General features: G+C 63.5%; 19 protein-coding genes. 11 read left to right on the forward strand and 8 right to left on the reverse strand.

Annotated features, from left to right (window positions below):
* Positions 1-26 precede the first annotated feature (26 nt).
* Positions 27-1,415 carry an integrase arm-type DNA-binding domain-containing protein gene (locus M2427_RS36385; RefSeq protein ID WP_280711621.1) on the reverse strand — a complete coding sequence of 463 codons (1,389 nt, stop codon included), beginning with the start codon at positions 1,413-1,415 and terminating at the stop codon, positions 27-29.
* A gap of 926 nt (positions 1,416-2,341) precedes the next feature.
* Between M2427_RS36385 and M2427_RS36390 the strand changes: the two genes are divergently transcribed.
* Both M2427_RS36390 and M2427_RS36395 read left to right on the forward strand, forming a co-directional pair.
* Positions 2,342-2,749, forward strand: a complete 408-nt coding sequence (locus M2427_RS36390) for a hypothetical protein (protein WP_280711622.1) — start codon at positions 2,342-2,344, stop codon at positions 2,747-2,749.
* A 740-nt stretch (positions 2,750-3,489) separates the two neighbouring features.
* Positions 3,490-3,684, forward strand: coding sequence for a hypothetical protein (locus M2427_RS36395; protein WP_280711623.1), 195 nt, complete (start codon positions 3,490-3,492; stop codon positions 3,682-3,684).
* Positions 3,685-3,700: 16 nt separating this feature from the next.
* Here the strand turns inward: M2427_RS36395 and M2427_RS36400 are convergent, their stop codons facing one another.
* Both M2427_RS36400 and M2427_RS36405 read right to left on the reverse strand, forming a co-directional pair.
* A complete protein-coding gene (locus M2427_RS36400) occupies positions 3,701-4,126 on the reverse strand; it encodes a translational machinery protein (RefSeq protein WP_280711624.1) in 426 nt (141 codons plus the stop codon).
* Positions 4,127-4,301: 175 nt separating this feature from the next.
* Positions 4,302-5,480 (reverse strand): OpgC domain-containing protein, encoded by a 1,179-nt coding sequence (locus tag M2427_RS36405; protein ID WP_280711672.1) that lies wholly within the window; start codon positions 5,478-5,480, stop codon positions 4,302-4,304.
* A 270-nt stretch (positions 5,481-5,750) separates the two neighbouring features.
* Between M2427_RS36405 and M2427_RS36410 the strand changes: the two genes are divergently transcribed.
* Together M2427_RS36410 and M2427_RS36415 are read left to right on the forward strand one after the other, a co-directional pair.
* Positions 5,751-6,056, forward strand: a complete 306-nt coding sequence (locus M2427_RS36410) for an ETC complex I subunit (protein ID WP_280711625.1) — start codon at positions 5,751-5,753, stop codon at positions 6,054-6,056.
* A gap of 201 nt (positions 6,057-6,257) precedes the next feature.
* Entirely contained in the window at positions 6,258-6,752 is a 495-nt protein-coding gene (locus tag M2427_RS36415) for an Lrp/AsnC family transcriptional regulator (RefSeq protein ID WP_280711626.1), read from the forward strand.
* A 26-nt stretch (positions 6,753-6,778) separates the two neighbouring features.
* Here the strand turns inward: M2427_RS36415 and M2427_RS36420 are convergent, their stop codons facing one another.
* On the reverse strand, positions 6,779-7,807 hold the full coding sequence (locus tag M2427_RS36420) for an AraC family transcriptional regulator (RefSeq protein WP_280711627.1): 1,029 nt from the start codon (positions 7,805-7,807) through the stop codon (positions 6,779-6,781).
* A gap of 114 nt (positions 7,808-7,921) precedes the next feature.
* On the opposite strand from M2427_RS36420, the gene M2427_RS36425 reads away from it, so the two are divergent.
* Genes M2427_RS36425 through M2427_RS36440 form a run of 4 tightly spaced genes read left to right on the forward strand, consistent with a single transcriptional unit; the run spans position 7,922 to position 13,682 of the window.
* Positions 7,922-9,094, forward strand: coding sequence for an isovaleryl-CoA dehydrogenase (locus M2427_RS36425; RefSeq protein ID WP_348521965.1), 1,173 nt, complete (start codon positions 7,922-7,924; stop codon positions 9,092-9,094).
* Positions 9,095-9,119: 25 nt separating this feature from the next.
* Positions 9,120-10,724, forward strand: a complete 1,605-nt coding sequence (locus tag M2427_RS36430; RefSeq protein WP_280711628.1) for a carboxyl transferase domain-containing protein — start codon at positions 9,120-9,122, stop codon at positions 10,722-10,724.
* Positions 10,725-10,728: 4 nt separating this feature from the next.
* Positions 10,729-12,723, forward strand: coding sequence for an acetyl/propionyl/methylcrotonyl-CoA carboxylase subunit alpha (locus M2427_RS36435; protein WP_280711629.1), 1,995 nt, complete (start codon positions 10,729-10,731; stop codon positions 12,721-12,723).
* Between the two features lie 47 nt (positions 12,724-12,770).
* Positions 12,771-13,682 carry a hydroxymethylglutaryl-CoA lyase gene (locus M2427_RS36440; protein ID WP_280711630.1) on the forward strand — a complete coding sequence of 304 codons (912 nt, stop codon included), beginning with the start codon at positions 12,771-12,773 and terminating at the stop codon, positions 13,680-13,682.
* A gap of 81 nt (positions 13,683-13,763) precedes the next feature.
* On the opposite strand, the gene M2427_RS36445 is transcribed toward M2427_RS36440, so the two are convergent.
* From M2427_RS36445 to dctP, 3 genes are read right to left on the reverse strand one after another with little or no spacing between them, the layout of a single operon-like run.
* Complete coding sequence (locus M2427_RS36445; protein WP_280711631.1) at positions 13,764-15,122, reverse strand: TRAP transporter large permease; 1,359 nt, start codon at positions 15,120-15,122, stop codon at positions 13,764-13,766.
* Positions 15,119-15,673 (reverse strand): TRAP transporter small permease, encoded by a 555-nt coding sequence (locus M2427_RS36450; RefSeq protein WP_280711632.1) that lies wholly within the window; start codon positions 15,671-15,673, stop codon positions 15,119-15,121. Before M2427_RS36450 ends, M2427_RS36445 begins: the two co-directional genes overlap by 4 nt.
* A complete protein-coding gene (gene dctP, locus M2427_RS36455; RefSeq protein WP_280711633.1) occupies positions 15,670-16,692 on the reverse strand; it encodes a TRAP transporter substrate-binding protein DctP in 1,023 nt (340 codons plus the stop codon). The genes M2427_RS36450 and dctP overlap by 4 nt, the downstream gene beginning before the upstream one ends.
* Positions 16,693-17,017: 325 nt before the next feature.
* On the opposite strand from dctP, the gene M2427_RS36460 reads away from it, so the two are divergent.
* Positions 17,018-17,260: a pentapeptide MXKDX repeat protein gene (locus tag M2427_RS36460; protein WP_280711634.1), complete on the forward strand. Its 243-nt coding sequence runs from the start codon at positions 17,018-17,020 to the stop codon at positions 17,258-17,260.
* A gap of 125 nt (positions 17,261-17,385) precedes the next feature.
* On the opposite strand, the gene M2427_RS36465 is transcribed toward M2427_RS36460, so the two are convergent.
* Positions 17,386-17,733 (reverse strand): DUF6481 family protein, encoded by a 348-nt coding sequence (locus M2427_RS36465; protein WP_280711635.1) that lies wholly within the window; start codon positions 17,731-17,733, stop codon positions 17,386-17,388.
* A gap of 262 nt (positions 17,734-17,995) precedes the next feature.
* Between M2427_RS36465 and M2427_RS36470 the strand changes: the two genes are divergently transcribed.
* A complete protein-coding gene (locus M2427_RS36470) occupies positions 17,996-18,229 on the forward strand; it encodes a hypothetical protein (RefSeq protein WP_280711636.1) in 234 nt (77 codons plus the stop codon).
* Positions 18,230-18,304: 75 nt separating this feature from the next.
* Positions 18,305-18,541, forward strand: coding sequence for a hypothetical protein (locus M2427_RS36475; RefSeq protein ID WP_280711637.1), 237 nt, complete (start codon positions 18,305-18,307; stop codon positions 18,539-18,541).
* The last annotated feature ends 86 nt before the right edge of the window (positions 18,542-18,627 follow it).

Below are 18,627 nucleotides of genomic sequence, written 5' to 3' on the forward strand. Positions count from 1 at the left end.
TGGAGCTCGAACCCAGGACCCCGTGATTAAAAGTCAGATGGAACACCAACGATGCGACGGAGTTCGCCGGCCAAGATCGTGACTACAGCGCGCTTCTCCGCCAGCATGTCGTATTTGTCGTACACGTCAGTGACATCGCCATTGACGTGATCGAGCATCGCTTTGACGTCCGGGCGCGGCGCGCCGGCGCGCCTAGCGATCGTTGCGGCGGTACGTCGCAGATCGTGGGCAGTGAAATGTGCGAGTCCTAAGAACTCGCGGATGCCGATACGGTCCTTGCGCGTGCCGTCGCGCCGCTTCTCGTCTTTCTTGCCGTTGAGAGCCTGGGCGATGGCGTCACGCCTGATCGAGATGTCACCCTTCGAGAAGCGGGACGGGAACAGCACAGTCTGCTTCTTCTCGATCGGCTCGGGCGGATTGTTGTCGCCAACGGTGGTATACGCCGGCGGCGCCATCGCCCGGTCGATGATCTTCTGCGCGAGATCGGAGAGGGGCACCAAGGCCGGCCTGAACTTCTTTACGCGCAGCGGCGGGATGTCGTAGAGCGCATTCGACGTGCCGAGATTGGAGAGCTCCGCGACCTCGACGTGGGCGGATTGGTAGGGGCGGACCATCGTGACCAAAATGAACTTGATCGCCAGGCGGACGTGCAGGTCACACGGCACATCGGGATGCTCAAGGCCCCACCACAACGTGCGTATCTCTTCGTCGCTCAGCACGCGCTCGCGCTTCTTCTCCTTGCCGCCGCGCTGATGGAGACCCGCAACGGGATTCAATGGGACGTGCTTGCGACCGGGTTGACGTCCCCAATTGAACATCGTGTGGAGGATCGATTGAGTCCGGTTGGCTGACACCGGGGCGCGTTCCGCGATCTCGTCCAGCAACTCCGCAACATCGTCGTCGGTGATCGACGCCGCCGGCAGCTTTCCCCACGCTTCGCGCGCGGACTGCAGGTAGTTGACGTCGTTTCGCCAGGAGCGCTTGTTTGGATTTGAGAGCTTCGGCCACTTACCGGTCTCGGCAAATGTCCGCACGGCCTCCTTACCGGCTTTGCCGCCGATCACATATTCGCAGATGTAGATGTCGGCAAAGGCGTCAAACGTGAGCTCCTCCTGCTTCGCTACCTTCTTACGCTCTTCGCGGGCCTCACGGCGCGGGTCTTTGTCCTCGCCCATTGTCTCGCGATGCTTTGCTACCTTCTTGCGCGCGGGGCCGAGTTTGAGGGCAGGGTAGGTGCCGAGATTCAACCCAACCGGCTTCCCCAAGACAGGTGACCAATACACAAAACGGAATGTCTTCCTGCCGCGAGTGACCCGCAGGACCAAGCCTGGGCAGGCGCTGTCGGCGATTTCGATCCTGTCCCTGCCATCCGGGCACGTGGTGGCTTTGATCGCTTGGTCTGTCAGTTTCGGCACGAGGTCCCCTGTTCGCGAACCCCCTATACCACCTTACCCACCGGGTAAGGAATTGCCGGCATGCCCCGGAAAATCATGGGACGGCCTGAAACAATAAATACAGTTAAATCAGAGAGAAAGGCCGTCCCACGAAGTCCCGCAATCATCCTCAAGACCCGTTAACGCCAGTTTTGGGTACTGCAGGTCGTTGGTTCGAATCCAGCTGCCCCGACCAGTCCCGGGTCTCGGCCTTTCTCATCTCCTGAAAGTTTCGACGCGCGGGACGTCTCTCCGCTCTGGCTCTGATCAGGCCGGCCGTCCATTGCAGCGACCTCGGATCAGCCCGGTCGACGGCGTCACCGTGGCCCATCTCAAGGACACGATCCATGCCGCGACGATCGGCGTGAACTACCACTATTGATGCGATCGGGATCGGCCGGCACGTTACAGCCAGCCAGCTCGGTCTGTCAGAACAACAGCCAGTCGACGAAGTGCCAGGCGACCCAGCCCAGCGTGCAGATCCAGCCCAACATCACGCTCGCCAGGATCCCCAGCAGGCAGAGTGAAAACACTGACGTCCGGGGCTCCTTTGCCTCGGACAATTTCTCGGTCGTCTCAACTTGGCTCACAGCGTCCCCTTGGCCAACGGCCTGCTGTCTATTGGTCTCCGGTTGCTGCTGATAATTCACCGGCTGAACTCCAGCTCACACGGACGTGAGATGGGATGACTGTTCATTCACAGCAATCGCGAGCCGATCGCGATCAGCCCGCAGGCCATTCGGGAGAGTAGAAACAACATGCAACGCGTAGCGTGGTGATTGGCTGCAAGGTAAGGAGGCCGCATTTGGCGTTTTCTGCGCCTGCTTCGCGCATTCGCCGCGTTAAAGGAGAGAACAGGGCGAACAATCGTTGCTCCGCTCCTGCAGCTCCTTTCAGGCGAGGTCCCCATGTCGATCAGTGCGATTGCTTCTTCCGCCGCCGCAGCGACGGCGACGCCGTCGAGTGCCGCAAACTCGTCCGCGTCGACATCATCAACGTCAGCGACCTCGTCGGCTTCGGCGACCTCATCGACGTCGGCAACGTCGTCGACCTCGTCGTCGCAATCGGCCGGCGGCAGCTCGGGATCGAGTGGCGGTGGCAGCTCGTCAAAGACCATCGTCAGCGAGGTCTCGACCACCATCAACGGGATCACGACAACGACGATCACCTATTCCGATGGCACCACCGAGGTGGAAACCTCAGCAGCCAGCTCGCAGGCGAACCAAGGCAACAGCCAGGCAGGCCAGAGCTATAATGCACAGGGCGCGCTGAACGCCAGCGCCACCGGCGTGGCCGCTGCGAGCAGCGGCGTTTGAGCCGGGATCCAGCTCGAGGCCGCAGGTCCGGTCGAAGGCGACGCCGAACGCTCTGCGCTTATTCTTCGCGCCACACGATCTCTGCGTGATTCATACAGAGAACCAAACGGGTTAAGTGCGCAGCATTGCCAAAGATTCATCGAACCTTTGGGCGTCGTCACAGACACATCCTTGTTGGGGATTTCAGCGCCCAATGCCTAAACGGACGCCGCCAAGCGATGATACTCCGCTTGAGCGGCGTTGCGCTTTTGCAGGACTCAGTTCGACGCGCACCAGCCCGCCGGAAACGGCAGTAACGGCCAGACGGGATAATTGTCGTTGGCGGCCTTGTTGGCGAGCCTGGGTGACGTGCCGGCGATCGGTTGGCCCGGTGGTGTTGGGGGCGGCGAAACGATCGCCAGCTGCAAATATGCACATTGCAAATTCATGATCATCAACCTGCGCAGTCAGTCGTTTGAAAATTCAGTCCGAGCTCGAAATCGGTACGTGCGCACTCCACAAATGGCGCGCTCGGTTCTCAAATTGCGCAGGCATCCTAGGAAAAACGGGCATACGTTTCAACCGGCAACGCGCTGATCTGCACACAAAGTAAGGTTGATCGGTTAGGTTAAGGACGAGCCGTCGTTGCGGCCGCTTTGACGACTGGTATCAAATCGGTCCCGGCACGCGACGACGCCCCAGCAGCGGCTCACACGAGATCACATTCGTCGCGGCGTTTCGTTTCGCGCGAGTTGTCCGTCATGGCTTCCGATCTGACTACGAAAACCCCCCGCCAACGATCGAACTGGACCGAGATCTGGCATCTCTGGACCGTGATCGTGCCGCGCCGCTCAATCAATGGGCAGCTCGTCTACGGCAAGGTCTGGCGCCGTCATGACGGCCGCGACTGGATCTACAAGAAGTTCACCGAGTACGACGGCGAGGCAGCGGCCTGAGCCGGAGCGGATTTCCTCAACCCGTGTGTCGCTCGCCCGCGGCCGCTCCCGGCGTCTGCACACGCGGCAGCGGCAATTTGAAATGACGTTTTGCGTAAGCGACGATCTCGTTGTCGGAGGGATGATCGGCTGCTTCCACCGCAGCAATTCGCTTGGCTAGGTCGGGCGCGTGAGCGCGAATGTAGCTGGCGAGCTCCGTCTTCGCATTCGCCGGACCGATGATCAGGATCTCGCCGGCATCAGTGAGGGCCTTGGTGACCTCAGCATTGAACGCCTTGTCGGGTGCAGCGTGGCCGCTGCCGATCGTGTTGGCCTTGTGATGGAGGTGCCGTGTCGCCAGCTGCGGATGCAGCGTGACCTCGTCGGAGCCGGTCAGGCCAAGATGGAAGATCCGGGCCTGCGAATGATCGATCCAGACGACGGCGTGAAAGTGAGAGGGCATGTGCTTGGGCCTTGTCCGAGGGGAACGCCGCCCACATCAGTGCGACGGCGCGTATCTTTACAACACTAGGCCGATCGGCGTCGTCGCTGGTTGACGCAGGTCAATCCGATCCCGGCAATGCCGACCATGGCAGAGGACATCGAACGCCCGCTGGAATGAGCGGGCGTTCGGAGGCTCAGGCGGCTTTTGCGGCCGGCGCGGCCGCGGGCTTTGCCGGCGGCGGCTTCAGCGGCTTGTCCTGCCGCTTCGACCAGGAGATGTAGTAGGCGACCGTCGTCATGATCGCGATGCCGGCGATGGAGACGAACAGCTGCGCGAACAGCGAGCCCGAGCTCATCGACAGCTCGAAATGGCCGACGAAGGACAGGAACACGCCGACACAGAACACGGCGAGTGATTGCTGGCCGCATACGATCACCGGATCGAAGACCTTCCACTCAAGGCCCGGCCAGTCCTTCGGCAGGAAGCGGATCACCAGGATCACGATCACGACGAAGTGGATGAAGCGGTACGGCGCGAGATTGGTCTTGTCGTTCGGGTTGAAGGCCGAGAACAGCCATTCCGGCATCATGCCGCCGAGGGCCGGGAAGCGGCCCGCCATCGTCATCACCAGTGCGAACGCCAGATAGGCGAAGCAAAACCACAGCGTGATCGGTGAGTTGATCAGCTTGCCCGAGCGGCGCGCACCACCCATCGCGCACCAGGCGCCGAACACGAACAGCACCTGCCAGCAATAGGGGTTGAAGTACCACTGGCCGGCCGGATAGGCGGTCAGGTTCAGGCCGAAGTGGCGTGCGGTCAGCCAGAGAATGATGGACAGCACCATGGTGAGATCAGGCTTGCGCAGCATGAACCACAGCACCGGCGGAAACAGGCCCATCAGCACGATGTAGAGCGGCAGCACGTCGAGATTGAGCGGCTTGAAGCGCAGGAACAGGCCCTGACGCAGCGTCTCGGTGGCGTTGTCGACGAGGCCGGCGACGTTGAACTCGTTGATCATCTCGGAATCGCCGAAGCGCAGCGCCAGATAGCTGATCGAGGCGATGTAGATCACGAACAGGATGATGTGGGCGACGTAGAGCTGCCAGACCCGCTTGGTCAGGCGCGTGGCGCCGACGATGAAGCCGCGCTCCAGCATCATCCGGGCATACACGAAGGAGGCGGTGTAGCCGGAGATGAAGACGAACAAATCGGCCGCGTCGGAAAAGCCGTAATTGCGCGTCGTGATCCAGTTCACGACGTTGTCGGGGATGTGGTCGAGGAAGATCGCCCAGTTGGCGATGCCGCGAAACAGGTCGAGCCTGAGGTCACGGCCCTTTTCGGGAAGCGTGGCATTGATGTTCAGGAAGGCCATGTGACGGAAGCTCTCGAAGAGGACAGATACGCTGAAGTCGGCGAGGCGGATGTTGGCAAGCCTTGATTGCTGGGTGGGATCCCCGGGCGGGAGGCGGGTACGCAATTGTCACAGTGCAGCATAATGTCTATACCCATCGGCAAGGACCCGGGAGGGCCGGAATCACCGATCAGTTCCCGAAAGGTGTCTCTATACTATGCCCGCGGTTTCCACCAATCGCCACCATGACGCGCTAGAATCGAACGAAAAGACGAAGAGGCCGGACCGCCAATGACCGCACGCATTTTCAAGCCCGCCAAGAACGCGATGCAATCCGGCCGCTCCAAGACCAAGGAATGGCAGCTCGACTACGAGCCGGAGCAGCCCCGTTCGGTCGAGCCGCTGATGGGTTGGACCTCGTCCGGCGACATGAAGCAGCAGATCACGCTGCGCTTCCACACCAAGGACGAGGCGGTCGCCTATTGCGAGCGCAAGGGCATCGCCTACCAGGTGATCGAGCCCAAGGAATCGCTGCACCGCCAGGTCGCCTACGCCGACAATTTCTCCTTCCGCCGCGGCGAGCCCTGGACGCACTAATCCTCGACAAACTCTATCGGGACGTCATGCCCGGGCTTGTCCCGGGCATCCACGTCTTTGGGGCCGCGTGAAAGAACGTGGATGGCCGGGACAAGCCCGGCCATGACGAGGAGAGCGAACGATCGCTCGGACGGCCCCTTGGCACTCCTTCTGCCGCGTGCTTCGCTGGCCCGCATGACGGGACCATGACGAGGTGGGGGGATGGCCGGGCGCAACCAGCTCGACGGCGTCGATCTGAAGATACTCTCTGAACTGCAGCAGGACGGGCGCGTCCGCAACAACGAGCTGGCGCTGCGCGTCGGCGTGTCTGCGCCGAACTGCCTGCGGCGGCTCAAATCGCTGTTCGGCCGCGGCGTCATCCGCGCGGTGCGCGCCGTCATCGACGAGCGGCTGCTCGGCTACGAGGTGGTGTCGTTCGTCTCGATCCAGCTCGGCAGCCAGGCCCATCCGGTGCTCGAGGCGTTCGAGCGCTCGATATCGGCGATCCCGCGTATCCAGCAGTGCTGGCGCATTTCGGGCGACACGGACTATCTCCTCAAATGCGTTGCGCCGAGCGTCGAGAGCATGCGCCAGCAGCTCCTGCATTTCGCCGCCATGCCCAACGTGAAGAATGTCCGCAGCTTTCCCGTGCTCGGCGTCGCGAAGGATGTGCCGCTACCGGTGCAGGAGATCGCGGTGGCTGCTCCGGCAGGATAGGGTCGAGCGGGCGTCGACTGCGTCCCTCAACGATACCGGCCGCGAAACTCGCGCGGGCTGGCGCCGGTCCATGTGCGGAAGGCGCGGGAAAAACTCTTTTCATTGCGGAAGCCGGCGATCTCCGCGATCCGCTTGATCGGGGTGCGGCCGCGCATCAACTCCTGCTTGGCGAGTTCGAGCTTTGCTTCCTCCTTGAGGTCGCGCAACGAGGTGGATTCCTCGCGCAGGCGGCGATGCATGGTGCGGGTGGAGAGCGCGAGCTCGCTGGCGACGTCCTCGGCGCCGAGAATGCGTCCGCGCGCCTCGCGGAGCACGCGGCGAACGCGCTCCACCAGCAAACGATCGCGACGATAGGGCAGCACCGTCAGGCGCAGCGCGCCCTTGAGCATGCTGTCAAGATCGGCGGCACTACGTGTCAGCGGCAGCGAGAGATAATGCTTGTCGAAGACGATGCGTGCCGCCTCAGCATCGAAACGGACGTGCTTGCAGAAGATGGTCGGATAGACCGAGACGTGGCCGGGCTCTGGATAAGGGAATTCCGCGGCGCTGAGCGCGATCGCTGAATCCACCGCCCAGCAGGAGAAACCCAGGACATAGCGGAGCAGGGTGACGAGGCAGAATTCGCGGCAGTCGCCGAGATCGCGCTGCTCGCGAAGGGAGATGGTCGCGGTCTCGCCGCTGACCGCAAGCTCGAACAGCACATCCTCGGTCAGCAGGCGGTGATGCCGGCACCAGCGCTTCAATGCGACCTCGAGATTGGGCGCGGTGATCGACGCCCGGCACAGCATGCCGTAGGTGCCCCACGGCAGCTTTCGGGAGAACCAGCCGAGCGCCTCGTCGTCGAGCTCGCGCATGGCATGGCCAGCCAGCGCCTCGAATTGGGCGGCTGTGACCCGGCCATCGGTCGATCCGGCGAGATCGGACTGGACCTGTCCCTTGCTCAGGGCGTCGGCGGGATCGCGCCCATGGCGGGCATAGGCCGCAACCACGCCGCGGACGAAGGCGGCGGGGGTCATGGCGCGGCGGGGCGTGGCGGTTGCGGCCTGGAAAGGCATTGGATGTCCTTTGGAAAATCCTCGCCAAACTTGGCGGAAAATGCAACCTTTTCGACCGCCAGAACGCCCGGGCGGGGGTAGGTTCGGACCCGACAAGATCCAGGAGGAATCGCCTTGAACATCCCGAGCATCGACTTCGATCTGGGCGAAGACATCGGCATGCTGCGCGACACGCTGCGCGCTTTTGTCGAGGCGGAGGTGGCGCCCCGCGCCGCCGAGATCGAGAAGGCCAATCTGTTCCCGGCCGACCTCTGGAAGCGGCTCGGCGACCTCGGCCTGCTCGGCATGACCGCACCGGAGCAATATGGCGGCTCCAACATGGGCTACCTCGCCCATATCGTCGCTATGGAGGAGATTTCGCGCGGCTCAGCGGCCGTCGGTTTGTCCTACGGGGCTCACTCCAATCTCTGCGTCAACCAGATCCGCCGCAACGGCAATGACGCGCAGCGCCAGCGCTATCTGCCAAAGCTGATCTCGGGCGAGCATGTCGGCGCGCTCGCGATGTCCGAGCCGGGTGCCGGCTCCGACGTCGTCTCGATGAAGCTGCGCGCCGACAAGCGCGGCGACCGCTATGTGCTGAACGGCTCGAAGATGTGGATCACCAATGGCGGCGACGCCGACGTGCTCGTCGTCTACGCCAAGACCGATCCCGAGGCCGGCCCGCGCGGCATGACCGCGTTCCTGATCGAGAAAGGCTTCAAGGGCTTCAGCCACGGCCAGCATCTCGACAAGCTCGGCATGCGCGGCTCCAACACCTATCCGCTGTTCTTCGACGAATGCGAGGTGCCAGCAGAGAACGTACTGGGTCAGGTCGGCGAGGGCGTCAAGGTGCTGATGTCCGGCCTCGACTATGAGCGCGCCGTGCTCTCTGGCGGCCCGCTCGGCATCATGGCGGCGTGCATGGATGCGGTCGTGCCCTACATGCATGAGCGCAAGCAGTTCGGCCAGCCGATCGGCGATTTCCAGCTGATGCAGGGCAAGCTCGCCGACATGTATTCGACCTGGCAGGCCACGCGCGCCTATGTCTATGCCGTGGGCAAGGCCTGCGATCGCGGTGGCCACGCGCGCACGCTGCGCAAGGACGCGGCGGCGGCGATCCTTTATTCCGCTGAGAAGGCGACGTGGATGGCAGGCGAGGCGATCCAGGCGCTCGGCGGGGTCGGCTATACATCCGAATTTCCGGTCGGACGGCTCTGGCGCGATGCAAAACTCTACGAAATCGGCGCGGGCACCTCGGAGGTTCGCCGCATGCTGATCGGCCGTGAGCTGATGTCCGAGACGGCCTGAGAACCTTCACCTCATTGGAATCAACATGCCGCTTCATTCCAGCATCGACGTTTCTTCATCGGACTTTGCGCGCAATTCCGAAGCCATGCGCGGCCTCGTCGCCGATTTGCGCGAGAAGCTTGCCCAGGTCGCCGGCGGCGGCGGCGAGGCCTCGCGCAACCGCCACACATCGCGTGGCAAGATGCTGGCGCGCGAGCGCGTCGATCTCCTGGTCGATCCCGGCACGTCGTTCCTGGAACTGTCGCCGCTGGCTGCCCATGGCCTCTACGGCGGCGACGTGCATTCGGCGAGCATCGTCACCGGCGTGGGCCGCATCTCGGGCCGCGAATGCGTGATCGTTGCCAACGACGCCACCATCAAGGGCGGCACCTATTATCCGATGACCGTGAAGAAGCATCTACGCGCGCAGGACATCGCGCGGCAGAACAATCTGCCCTGCGTCTACATGGTCGATTCCGGCGGCGCCTTCCTGCCCTTGCAGGACGAGATCTTTCCGGACGAGCGCCACTTCGGCCGCATCTTCTACAATCAAGCGCAGATGTCGTCCCAAGGCATTCCGCAGATCGCGATCGTGATGGGCTCCTGCACCGCCGGCGGCGCCTATGTGCCTGCCATGTCGGACGAGAGCATCATCGTGCGCAATCAAGGCACCATCTTCCTCGGCGGCCCACCGCTGGTGAAGGCGGCGACCGGCGAGGTCGTCAGCGCGGAAGAGCTTGGCGGCGCCGACGTGCATTCGCGGCAGTCCGGCGTGACCGATCACTACGCCCAGAACGATGCCCATGCGATCGGCATTGCCCGGCGCATCGTCGGCACGCTGAAGCCGTCTACGCGGCCAAATCTCAACATGCACAAGCCGCGCAATCCGCTTTTCGCAGCGGAGGAAATCTATGGCGTGGTGCCCGTTGATGGCCGCAAGCCGTTCGACGTGCGCGACATCATCGCGCGTGTGGTCGACGGTTCCGAATTCGACGAGTTCAAGAAGCTCTACGGCACGACACTGGTGTGCGGCTTCGCCCATATCTGGGGCTATCCGGTCGGCATCATCGCCAACAACGGCATTCTCTTCAGCGAGAGCTCGCTGAAGGGCGCGCATTTCATCGAGCTGTGCTGCCAGCGCGGCATTCCCTTGGTGTTCCTGCAGAACATCACCGGTTTCATGGTCGGCAAGAAATACGAGGCCGGCGGTATCGCGCGCGACGGCGCCAAGCTGGTGACGGCGGTCGCGACCGCCTCGGTGCCGAAATTCACCGTGGTGATCGGCGGCTCCTACGGCGCCGGCAATTACGGCATGTGCGGCCGCGCCTACTCGCCGCGCTTCCTCTGGATGTGGCCGAATGCGCGCATCTCGGTGATGGGCGGCGAGCAGGCCTCGATGGTGCTGAGCCAGGTCCGCCGCGACAACATCGAAGCCAAGGGCGATAGCTGGTCGAAGGAAGAAGAAGACAAGTTCCGCAAGCCGATCCGCGACCAATATGAGAGCCAGGGGCATCCCTATTACGCGACTGCGCGCCTCTGGGACGACGGCGTGATCGACCCCGCCGACACGCGGCTTGTACTCGGCCTCGGCCTCTCGGCAGCGTCGAATGCGCCGATCGAGCCGACGAAGTTCGGCCTGTTCAGGATGTGATGCGATGGACCGTTCAAAGCTCTACCGCCGTTTTCGCACGCTCCTGATCGCCAACCGCGGCGAGATCGCCTGCCGTGTCATTCGCACCGCCCGCGCCATGGGCCTGCGCACGGTCGCCGTCTATTCCGAGGCCGATCGCGACGCGATGCATGTCGCGCTCGCGGATGAAGCCGTGCTGCTCGGGCCTGCGCGGGCCCGCGATAGCTATCTCAATGTCGAGCGGCTGATCGAGGCCGCGAAGAAGACCGGCGCTGAAGCCGTGCATCCCGGTTACGGCTTCCTGTCGGAGAATGCCGAGTTCGCGCAGGCCTGTTACGATGCAGGCCTCGTCTTCGTCGGCCCGACCGCCGCGATGATGACCGCGATGGGCTCGAAGTCCGGGTCGAAGGGGCTGATGGAGAAGGCGGGCGTGCCGTTGGTGCCCGGCTATCACGGCGAGGCCCAGGACGATGCGACGCTGTCAAAGGCCGCGGACAAGATCGGCTTCCCGATCCTGGTGAAGGCCTCCGCCGGCGGCGGCGGCCGTGGCATGCGCATCGTGCGCTCGGCCGCGGAGCTTGGCCCGGCAATCGTCAGCGCCAAGCGCGAGGCCAAGGCCGCGTTCGGCGACGATCGCATGCTGATCGAGAAATATGTCGACAATCCCCGGCATATCGAGGTGCAGATCGTCGGCGACAGCCACGGCAATCTGCTCTCGCTGTTCGAGCGCGAATGCACGCTGCAGCGGCGGCACCAGAAGGTGATCGAGGAAGCACCTTCGCCGACGCTCAATGCCGCCCAGCGAGAGACGGTCTGCGCCGCCGCGCGCAAGGCGGCGGGCGCGGTGAATTACGTCGGCGCCGGCACCATCGAATTCGTCTCCGACGGCAAGGACGTGTTCTTCATCGAGATGAACACGCGCCTGCAGGTCGAGCATCCCGTGACCGAGCTGATTACGGGCATCGATCTGGTCGAATGGCAGCTGCGCGTTGCCTTCGGTGAGGCGCTGCCGCTCAAGCAGGACGAGATCAAGCTCAACGGCCACGCCGTCGAGGCGCGCGTCTACGCCGAGAACCCGACCAAGAATTTCATGCCGTCGGTCGGCCGGATCTCGACCTGGCGGCTGCCGGCGGAGACCGGTGGCTTGCGCATCGATGCCGGCTACCGCGAGGGCGATACGGTCTCGCCGTATTACGATGCAATGTTGGCAAAAATGATCGCATGGGCGCCGACGCGCGATGTGGCGATCGACCGGCTCAATCGCGGGCTGGAAGACTCCGACGTCCGTGGCATCGTCACCAACATCCCGTTCCTGTCGGCGCTGATCACGCATCCGAAGGTGCGGGCCAATGCGATCGACACCGGTTTCATCGAGCGCGAGCTTTCGGCCCTGACCTCGGCGGCAGCAGCACCCGGCGAGCTCGAACTCTGTGCCGCGGTTGCCGCAATCGTCGCTGACGAGCGGCAGGCGGACGCGAGTTCACCGTGGCACACCTTCGGCTGGCAGCCGGTCGGCCGCCGCCAACGCAACTTTGCGTTCCGCGTCGGCCATGGTCCCGAGCAGAAAATCGCCCTGAACTATGGCAGCGGGCCATCTACGCTCGTGATCGGCGAGCGCGAGCTGGCGTTCGCGATCGTGCCAAAGGATGGTGGCTTCGACCTGACGCTGGATGGCATCAAATCGCCCGTCGCCGCCGTGATCGACGGTCACGAGCTGTACCTACGCACACGCAATGGCCGCTTCGACCTGCACTGGGTCGATCCGTTCGGCGGTGAGACCGAGGAGCAAACCGGCGCGGACAAGATCGCGGCGCCTCTGCCGGGTACGGTCGTCGCCGTGCTGGCCGAGGAGGGCGCTAAGCTCGAAAAGGGCGCGCCGATCCTCACCCTGGAGGTGATGAAGATGGAGCAGACGCTGCGCGCACCCTATGCAGGGGTGCTGAAGTCCATCAAGTGCAGGGTCGGCGACATCGTGCAGGAAGGCATCGAGCTTGCCGTGGTCGAGCCTTCGGAAGAATGACTTTTCGGAAGAATGGCTTTTCGGAAGAATGACTCGGGGAGAGTGACATGAGCGATCGCGTCCGCATCATCGAGATGGGGCCGCGCGACGGCCTCCAGAACGAGAAGACGCCCGTGAGCGTCGAGGCCCGTATCTCCTTCATCGAGGCGCTTGTCGCGGCCGGTCTCGATACGGTCGAGGTCGGCGCCTTCGTCTCGCCGAAGGCGATCCCGCAGATGGCGAGCTCGGATGCCGTGCTGCGCGGCGTCAGCCACGTCAAGGGTGCTGAATTCCACGTGCTGGTACCGAACGAAAAAGGCTACGACGCGGCGCGAGCTGCCGGCGCGAAGGTGGTGTCCGTGTTCGCTGCAGTGTCCGAAGGTTTCTCGCGCGCCAACATCAATTGCACGGTCGCGGAGTCGATCGAGCGGTTCAAGCCGGTGCTGGCACGGGCCAGGGCCGACGGCGTGCCGGTGCGCGGCTATATCTCTTGCGTGCTCGGCTGTCCCTTCGACGGCGAGATCAAGCCGAAGGCGGTCGCCGATCTCGCCAGGACGCTGTGGGACCTCGGCTGCTACGAGATCTCGCTCGGCGACACCATCGGCGTCGGCACGCCTGATAAGGCCAAGGAGATGCTGCGCGCCGTGGCCGCCAACATTCCCGCCGCAAAACTGGCGATGCATTTCCACGACACCTACGGGCAGGCGCTCGCCAATCTCTATGCCGGCCTGGAGGAGGGCGTTCGTGTGATCGATGCCGCCGCGGGTGGCCTCGGCGGTTGCCCCTATGCGCCCGGCGCCACGGGTAACGTCGCGACCGAGGACGTCGTCTACATGCTGGAAGGCATGGGCGAGAGAACTGGCGTCGACATGGACAAGCTGCTGGCCGCGACGAACGCGATGAGCGTCGTGCTCGGCAAAGCGCCCGTGAGTCGCGTCGCGACGGCGCTGAACGCAAAGAACAAGCGGGCGAGTTCGTAGCTACCGTAGGGTGGGTTACGCCCTGCGGTCGCGCTTTGCGCAGCCACAGGTCTAACCAACCTACGGTAACCGTGCTTGGCTCTACCTGCTCCCGTCCGGCCCCATCACCAGATCCGGCAGCCAGGTCGAGATGTCAGGCACCAGACACAGCAGCAGCACGGCGCCCATCATCAGGAGCACGAAGGGCAGCGTGCCCCAGATCACTTCGCTCAAGGGAATATCAGGCGCAACGTTGCGGATGACGAAGATGTTGAGGCCGACGGGGGGATGGATCAGCCCCATCTCCATCACGATGGTCATGACCACGCCGAACCAGATGATGTCGAAATTCGCAGCGCGGAGCGGCGGCAGGATGATCGGCGCGGTCATCAGGATGATTGAGACCGGCGGCAGGAAAAAGCCGAGCACGACGACCATGACCAGGATCGCAAACAGCAGCCCCCAGCGCGGCAGATGCATCGCAACGACGGATTCGGCTGCCGATTGCGAGATGTGCAGATAGCTCATCACGTAGGAATAGAGCAGCGACATGCCGATGATCATCATCAGCATGGTCGATTCCCGAATCGTCGATTTCATGATCGGGCCGAGGTCTTCCGGCCGCCAGACGCCGTAGATCGCCGCGATCAGCCCCAGCGCCAGGAGGCCGCCGAGGCCGGCCGTTTCCGACGGCGTGGCAAAGCCGCCATAGAGCGCCGCCATGACGCCGGTGAGCAGCAGCACGAACGGGATCACGCGCGGCAGCACGCTGAAGCGTTCGGCGAGCGTGTACTCGTCACGGGCGAGGATGGCCGCTTCCGGACCGCCGTTCTTGTAGATCGCTTCCGCCGCGGCATATTCCTTGCGGAAGCGGAACACCGCATAGAAACCGAACAGCGTGACCAGCAGCAGGCCGGGACCGATGCCGGCGAGGAACAGGCGTCCCAGTGACTTCTCGGCGGCAACAGCAAACAGGATCATGGTGATCGAGGGCGGCAGCAGGATGCCGAGCGTGCCGCCGGCGGCGATGATGCCGGCAGCAAAACCGCCAGAATAGCCGCGCTTGCGCATCTCGGGGATACCGGCCGAGCCGATCGCAGAGCAAGTCGCAGGCGAGGAGCCCGCCATCGCTGCGAACAGCGCGCAGGCGAACACGTTGGCGACGCCGAGGCCGCCGGGCACGCGATGCAGCCACGCATGCAGGGCCGAATAGAGATCCTGGCCGGCGCGCGATTTGCCGATGGCGGCACCCTTGAGGATGAAGAGCGGGATCGACAGCAGGGTGATCGAGGCCATCTCCTCGTAGACGTTCTGAGTCACCGTATCGAGCGAGGCCGAGGGCATGTAGATGCCCATGAACACGACTGCGACGGCGCCGAGCGCGAACGCGATCGGCATGCCCGAAAACATCACGAGCAGCGTTGCGACGCCATAAGCGATGCCGATCCCGAAAACGCTCATGAGCGCCTGGCTCCCGCGAAAGGCAGCGCCAGCTGCACGAGGATCTGGATACAGAGCAGGCTCATGCCGACCGCCATCAGGGAATAGGGAATCGCGAGTGGCGGCGACCACATCGAATTGGAGACCTGGCCGTCGACATAGGCCTCATGTGTCAGCGTCCAGGACTTCCAGGTGAAGAACGCGCAGAACAGGAACGTCACGGCGTCGACGATCCAGAGCCTGATCCGGTTCGCAAGCGGCGACAGCAGGCCGACAAAAGCCTCGATGCCGATATGGCCGCGGTTCTGCTGCACGTAGGCCGCGGTCATGAAGGTCGCGCCGACCAGCAGGAACACTGCGGCCTCGTCCTGCCAGTAATTGGCGGCCTTGAACAAGGCACGGCTGAGCACGCTGTAGCTCAGGATGGCGCAGGCCGCGACCAGCGCCAGCGCTGCGAATACGACGATGATGCGGTTGAGGATGGTGAGGCCGCGATCGAGCGCTGCCGCAAGGCCGGTCCTTGCGGCAGCATTCGCCTGACCGTCACGATCAGGAAGCGGACCGTGGCTCATGCAGCGACGTCGGAGGCGAGCTTGAGCAGGTTCGCGGCGGTTGCGGTCTTGGCGCCGTAATCCTTCCACGCGGTGTCGCGGGCGATGTCGCGCCATTTGCCGACGGTCGCGGCATCCAGCACTGCGACCTTGGCGCCGGCCTTCTCGTAGACCTTGGCGACCTCGACGTCGTCGTCCTGCGCGCCCTTGCGGCCGAAGGCCTCGAGCTCTTCGCCCACAGTGAGGAGGATGTCCTGCTGGTTCTTCGGCAGCTTGTCGAAGATCGCCTTCGACATCATCAGCGGCTCGAGCATGAACCAGTAGGATGCGCCCGCGCCCGAGGTCAGCGATTTCGCGACCTCTTCGAGGCGGAACGAGATCAGACTGGTGGAGGAGGTGATGCCGGCATCGCAGGCGCCGGTCTGCATCGCGGCGTAGATTTCGTTGGAAGGCACCGACAGTACCGAAGCGCCGGCGGTCTGCAGCACCATGTCCATCTCGCGCGAGCCGCCGCGCACCTTCATGCCCTTGGCGTCTTCAGGAGCAACGATGGCCTTGGAGCGGCTGGCGACGCCGCCGGCCTGCCATACCCAGGAGAGCAGGATAATGCCCTTGTCGGCGAGGAAGTCGGACAGCGCCTTGCCGACCGGCTCCTTCTTCCAGCGCATGCCCTGGTCGTAGGTCGTCACGAGGCCGGGCATCAGGCCGATATTGGTCTCGGGCAATTCGCCGCCGGCATAGGGCATCGGATACAGCGAGATGTCGAGCGCGCCCTTGCGCATCGCGGAGAACTGCGCGTTGGTCTTGATCAGCGAGGAGTTCGGGTAGATCTCGGCGGCGATGTCGCCATTGCTGCGCTTGGCAATCTCGGCGGCAAACATGCGGCAGAGCCGGTCGCGGAAATCGCCCTTGTCGATGCTGCCACCCGGGAATTGGTGCGAGATCTTCAGCGTGGTCGCGGCATGCGCGGTGCCGATGCCGAAGCGGAGAATGGCGGGTGCGGCGACGGCGGTCGCGAGCAGATGGCGGCGGGTAAGCATGACGTGATCCCCTTGGACTGTTCTTGTTGGCGCGATCGAATTTTGAGCCGGCCTGGCCCATCCTAGCCGGTCTTCCACCCGATATTCTCTAGTCTGATAGTTCGAGATCGAAGGCGGCTGCAAGTCGCGGCCTTGCTGCGCCGCACACCCGCCCGTGATCCGTTCCAGAGGTTAACGCTGCTCACATCCGGAAGGCGACGATGAGGCGGGGACAGGTCGGTTGCGAAAAAATCTGCAAGGCAGAGTAACAAGCATAGGCAGCGATCCGTCGAGAATGGATAGCGGCATCCGTCGCTGGCCATTTCAACTCGAAGGAAGATGAACCATGACCACTCGTTCCCGCATCGTGCTCGGCGTCTCGGCTGCCGCTCTCTCGCTCAGCCTGGCCTTTGCACCTGCCGCTTTCGCCCAGGACAAGATGGGCAAAGATGACGGCATGAAGAAGGACACGATGTCCAAGGACGGCATGAAGAAGGATACCATGTCCAAGGACGACGGCATGAAGAAGGACGACCACATGTCGAAGGACGGCATGAAGAAAGACGACGGGATGATGAAGAAGAACTGATCTTCATCCGTCGTCTCTGTCGTGCGCCAGCGAATGCGCGCACGCGAAAATCCGGGGGGCGGTCACGTGGACCGCCCCGGAAGCGTCGTCTCGGTTCAAATTCATTTGAACGTGAAGCGAATGCGTTACTTGCGCTTGGCCTTGCGGGCAGCGTAGCGCGCGTCGCGCTTGGCCTTCTGCTCGGCCTCGAGCTCAGCCTGCTTGGCGACCGCTTCTTCAGCTTCGCGGGCGACCCGCGCAGCCTCCGCCGCTGCAGCCTCTTCCGCGACACGCTTCTGCTCGGCCTTTTCAGCCTCGCGGGCGGCCTTTGCCTCGGCGCGCTTGGCTGCGAGTGCCTCGCGCTCGGCACGCTTCGCCACAACCGCGGGATCGTCGTGCCCCGGCTGCGACTTGAATTTGTTCAAAAGATTCTTGCGCGCTTCCTGCGCCGCCTTCTGCCGGTCTGTGAAGCCTGGTTCCCTAAATCCACTCACGGGCCTTGCCTTCCTCGCTTTCAATCCTACATGGCTGACTGTTGGTACGTCGGCTGGGCACAAGCAGGCACCACACGACGCAGAAGCGTGTACATCGCCACGCGCCGTGAAGCCACCCATAATCGCAGCCGATCAGGTCCACGAAATCGCTGACCAGCCGATCCTTCGTAGCCCGGAAAAACTGCCGAATTGTGATGTCCCTCATAAGGGCAGCCCAGCGGCGGCGCCTAGCGTCCGCCCGGATACGAGACGGAGCACGGGCATGACGTTTTTCCGGCGGAGCCTGAAGGCCCTCGTAATTGCGGTCGCAATGGCGGCTGTCGCGGGAGCGGTGCTGCTGGCCGCCCGCCCACAACCGATCGAGAGCACCGTTCTGGGGGCCGCATGGGAATGCACCCAGACCGCGTTCATTCTGACGAGCTGCGCGCCACGCACGCACGTGATTCCAGCGGTCGAGACCTCGGGCAAGGAGGCGCTGAGGCCGTCCAGGGGTTGATCGGCAAAGGCCGTGCAGGGATGTGACGCGACGTCGCAGAGGTGATAAAGGGCCTCGCCGAGTGACAAGGTTTCCATGTCCAATCCCGAGTGCAAGCCCGAGTCAAAGCCTGATCCTGCCGCGAAGCCTAAAGCTTCACCCAAGCCGCAATCCGGTGACAACCGTCGCGGCGCGATCGCGGGGCTGATCATTGCCGCCGTGCTGCTCGCCGTCGGCGTGTGGCTTGCGCGGGACCTCACCGCCGCCAGCAAGATGCAGGATTGCCTGATGTCGGGGCGACGCAATTGCGACGTGATCGAGCCGGCGCGCTAGACCCGTCTCGCGGTCCGCCTGGACGAAAATTTGCCGTGATCTTAAACATTTGTAACGGGACATGGCCGGCTTCTGCAGGTCATTTG

It is taken from the genome of Bradyrhizobium sp. BR13661 (assembly GCF_029892425.1).
Classification (GTDB): domain Bacteria; phylum Pseudomonadota; class Alphaproteobacteria; order Rhizobiales; family Xanthobacteraceae; genus Bradyrhizobium.

Bases quoted from the DNA above. Each gene is read 5' to 3' on its own strand.
- M2427_RS36390 (WP_280711622.1), top strand. From the start codon at position 2,342: ATGTCGATCAGTGCGATTGCTTCTTCCGCCGCCGCAGCGACGGCGACG.
- M2427_RS36395 (WP_280711623.1), top strand. From the start codon at position 3,490: ATGGCTTCCGATCTGACTACGAAAACCCCCCGCCAACGATCGAACTGG.
- M2427_RS36400 (WP_280711624.1), bottom strand. From the start codon at position 4,126: ATGCCCTCTCACTTTCACGCCGTCGTCTGGATCGATCATTCGCAGGCC.
- M2427_RS36405 (WP_280711672.1), bottom strand. From the start codon at position 5,480: ATGGCCTTCCTGAACATCAATGCCACGCTTCCCGAAAAGGGCCGTGAC.
- M2427_RS36410 (WP_280711625.1), top strand. From the start codon at position 5,751: ATGACCGCACGCATTTTCAAGCCCGCCAAGAACGCGATGCAATCCGGC.
- M2427_RS36415 (WP_280711626.1), top strand. From the start codon at position 6,258: ATGGCCGGGCGCAACCAGCTCGACGGCGTCGATCTGAAGATACTCTCT.
- M2427_RS36420 (WP_280711627.1), bottom strand. From the start codon at position 7,807: ATGCCTTTCCAGGCCGCAACCGCCACGCCCCGCCGCGCCATGACCCCC.
- M2427_RS36430 (WP_280711628.1), top strand. From the start codon at position 9,120: ATGCCGCTTCATTCCAGCATCGACGTTTCTTCATCGGACTTTGCGCGC.
- M2427_RS36435 (WP_280711629.1), top strand. From the start codon at position 10,729: ATGGACCGTTCAAAGCTCTACCGCCGTTTTCGCACGCTCCTGATCGCC.
- M2427_RS36440 (WP_280711630.1), top strand. From the start codon at position 12,771: ATGAGCGATCGCGTCCGCATCATCGAGATGGGGCCGCGCGACGGCCTC.
- M2427_RS36445 (WP_280711631.1), bottom strand. From the start codon at position 15,122: ATGAGCGTTTTCGGGATCGGCATCGCTTATGGCGTCGCAACGCTGCTC.
- M2427_RS36450 (WP_280711632.1), bottom strand. From the start codon at position 15,673: ATGAGCCACGGTCCGCTTCCTGATCGTGACGGTCAGGCGAATGCTGCC.
- dctP (WP_280711633.1), bottom strand. From the start codon at position 16,692: ATGCTTACCCGCCGCCATCTGCTCGCGACCGCCGTCGCCGCACCCGCC.
- M2427_RS36460 (WP_280711634.1), top strand. From the start codon at position 17,018: ATGACCACTCGTTCCCGCATCGTGCTCGGCGTCTCGGCTGCCGCTCTC.
- M2427_RS36470 (WP_280711636.1), top strand. From the start codon at position 17,996: ATGACGTTTTTCCGGCGGAGCCTGAAGGCCCTCGTAATTGCGGTCGCA.
- M2427_RS36475 (WP_280711637.1), top strand. From the start codon at position 18,305: ATGTCCAATCCCGAGTGCAAGCCCGAGTCAAAGCCTGATCCTGCCGCG.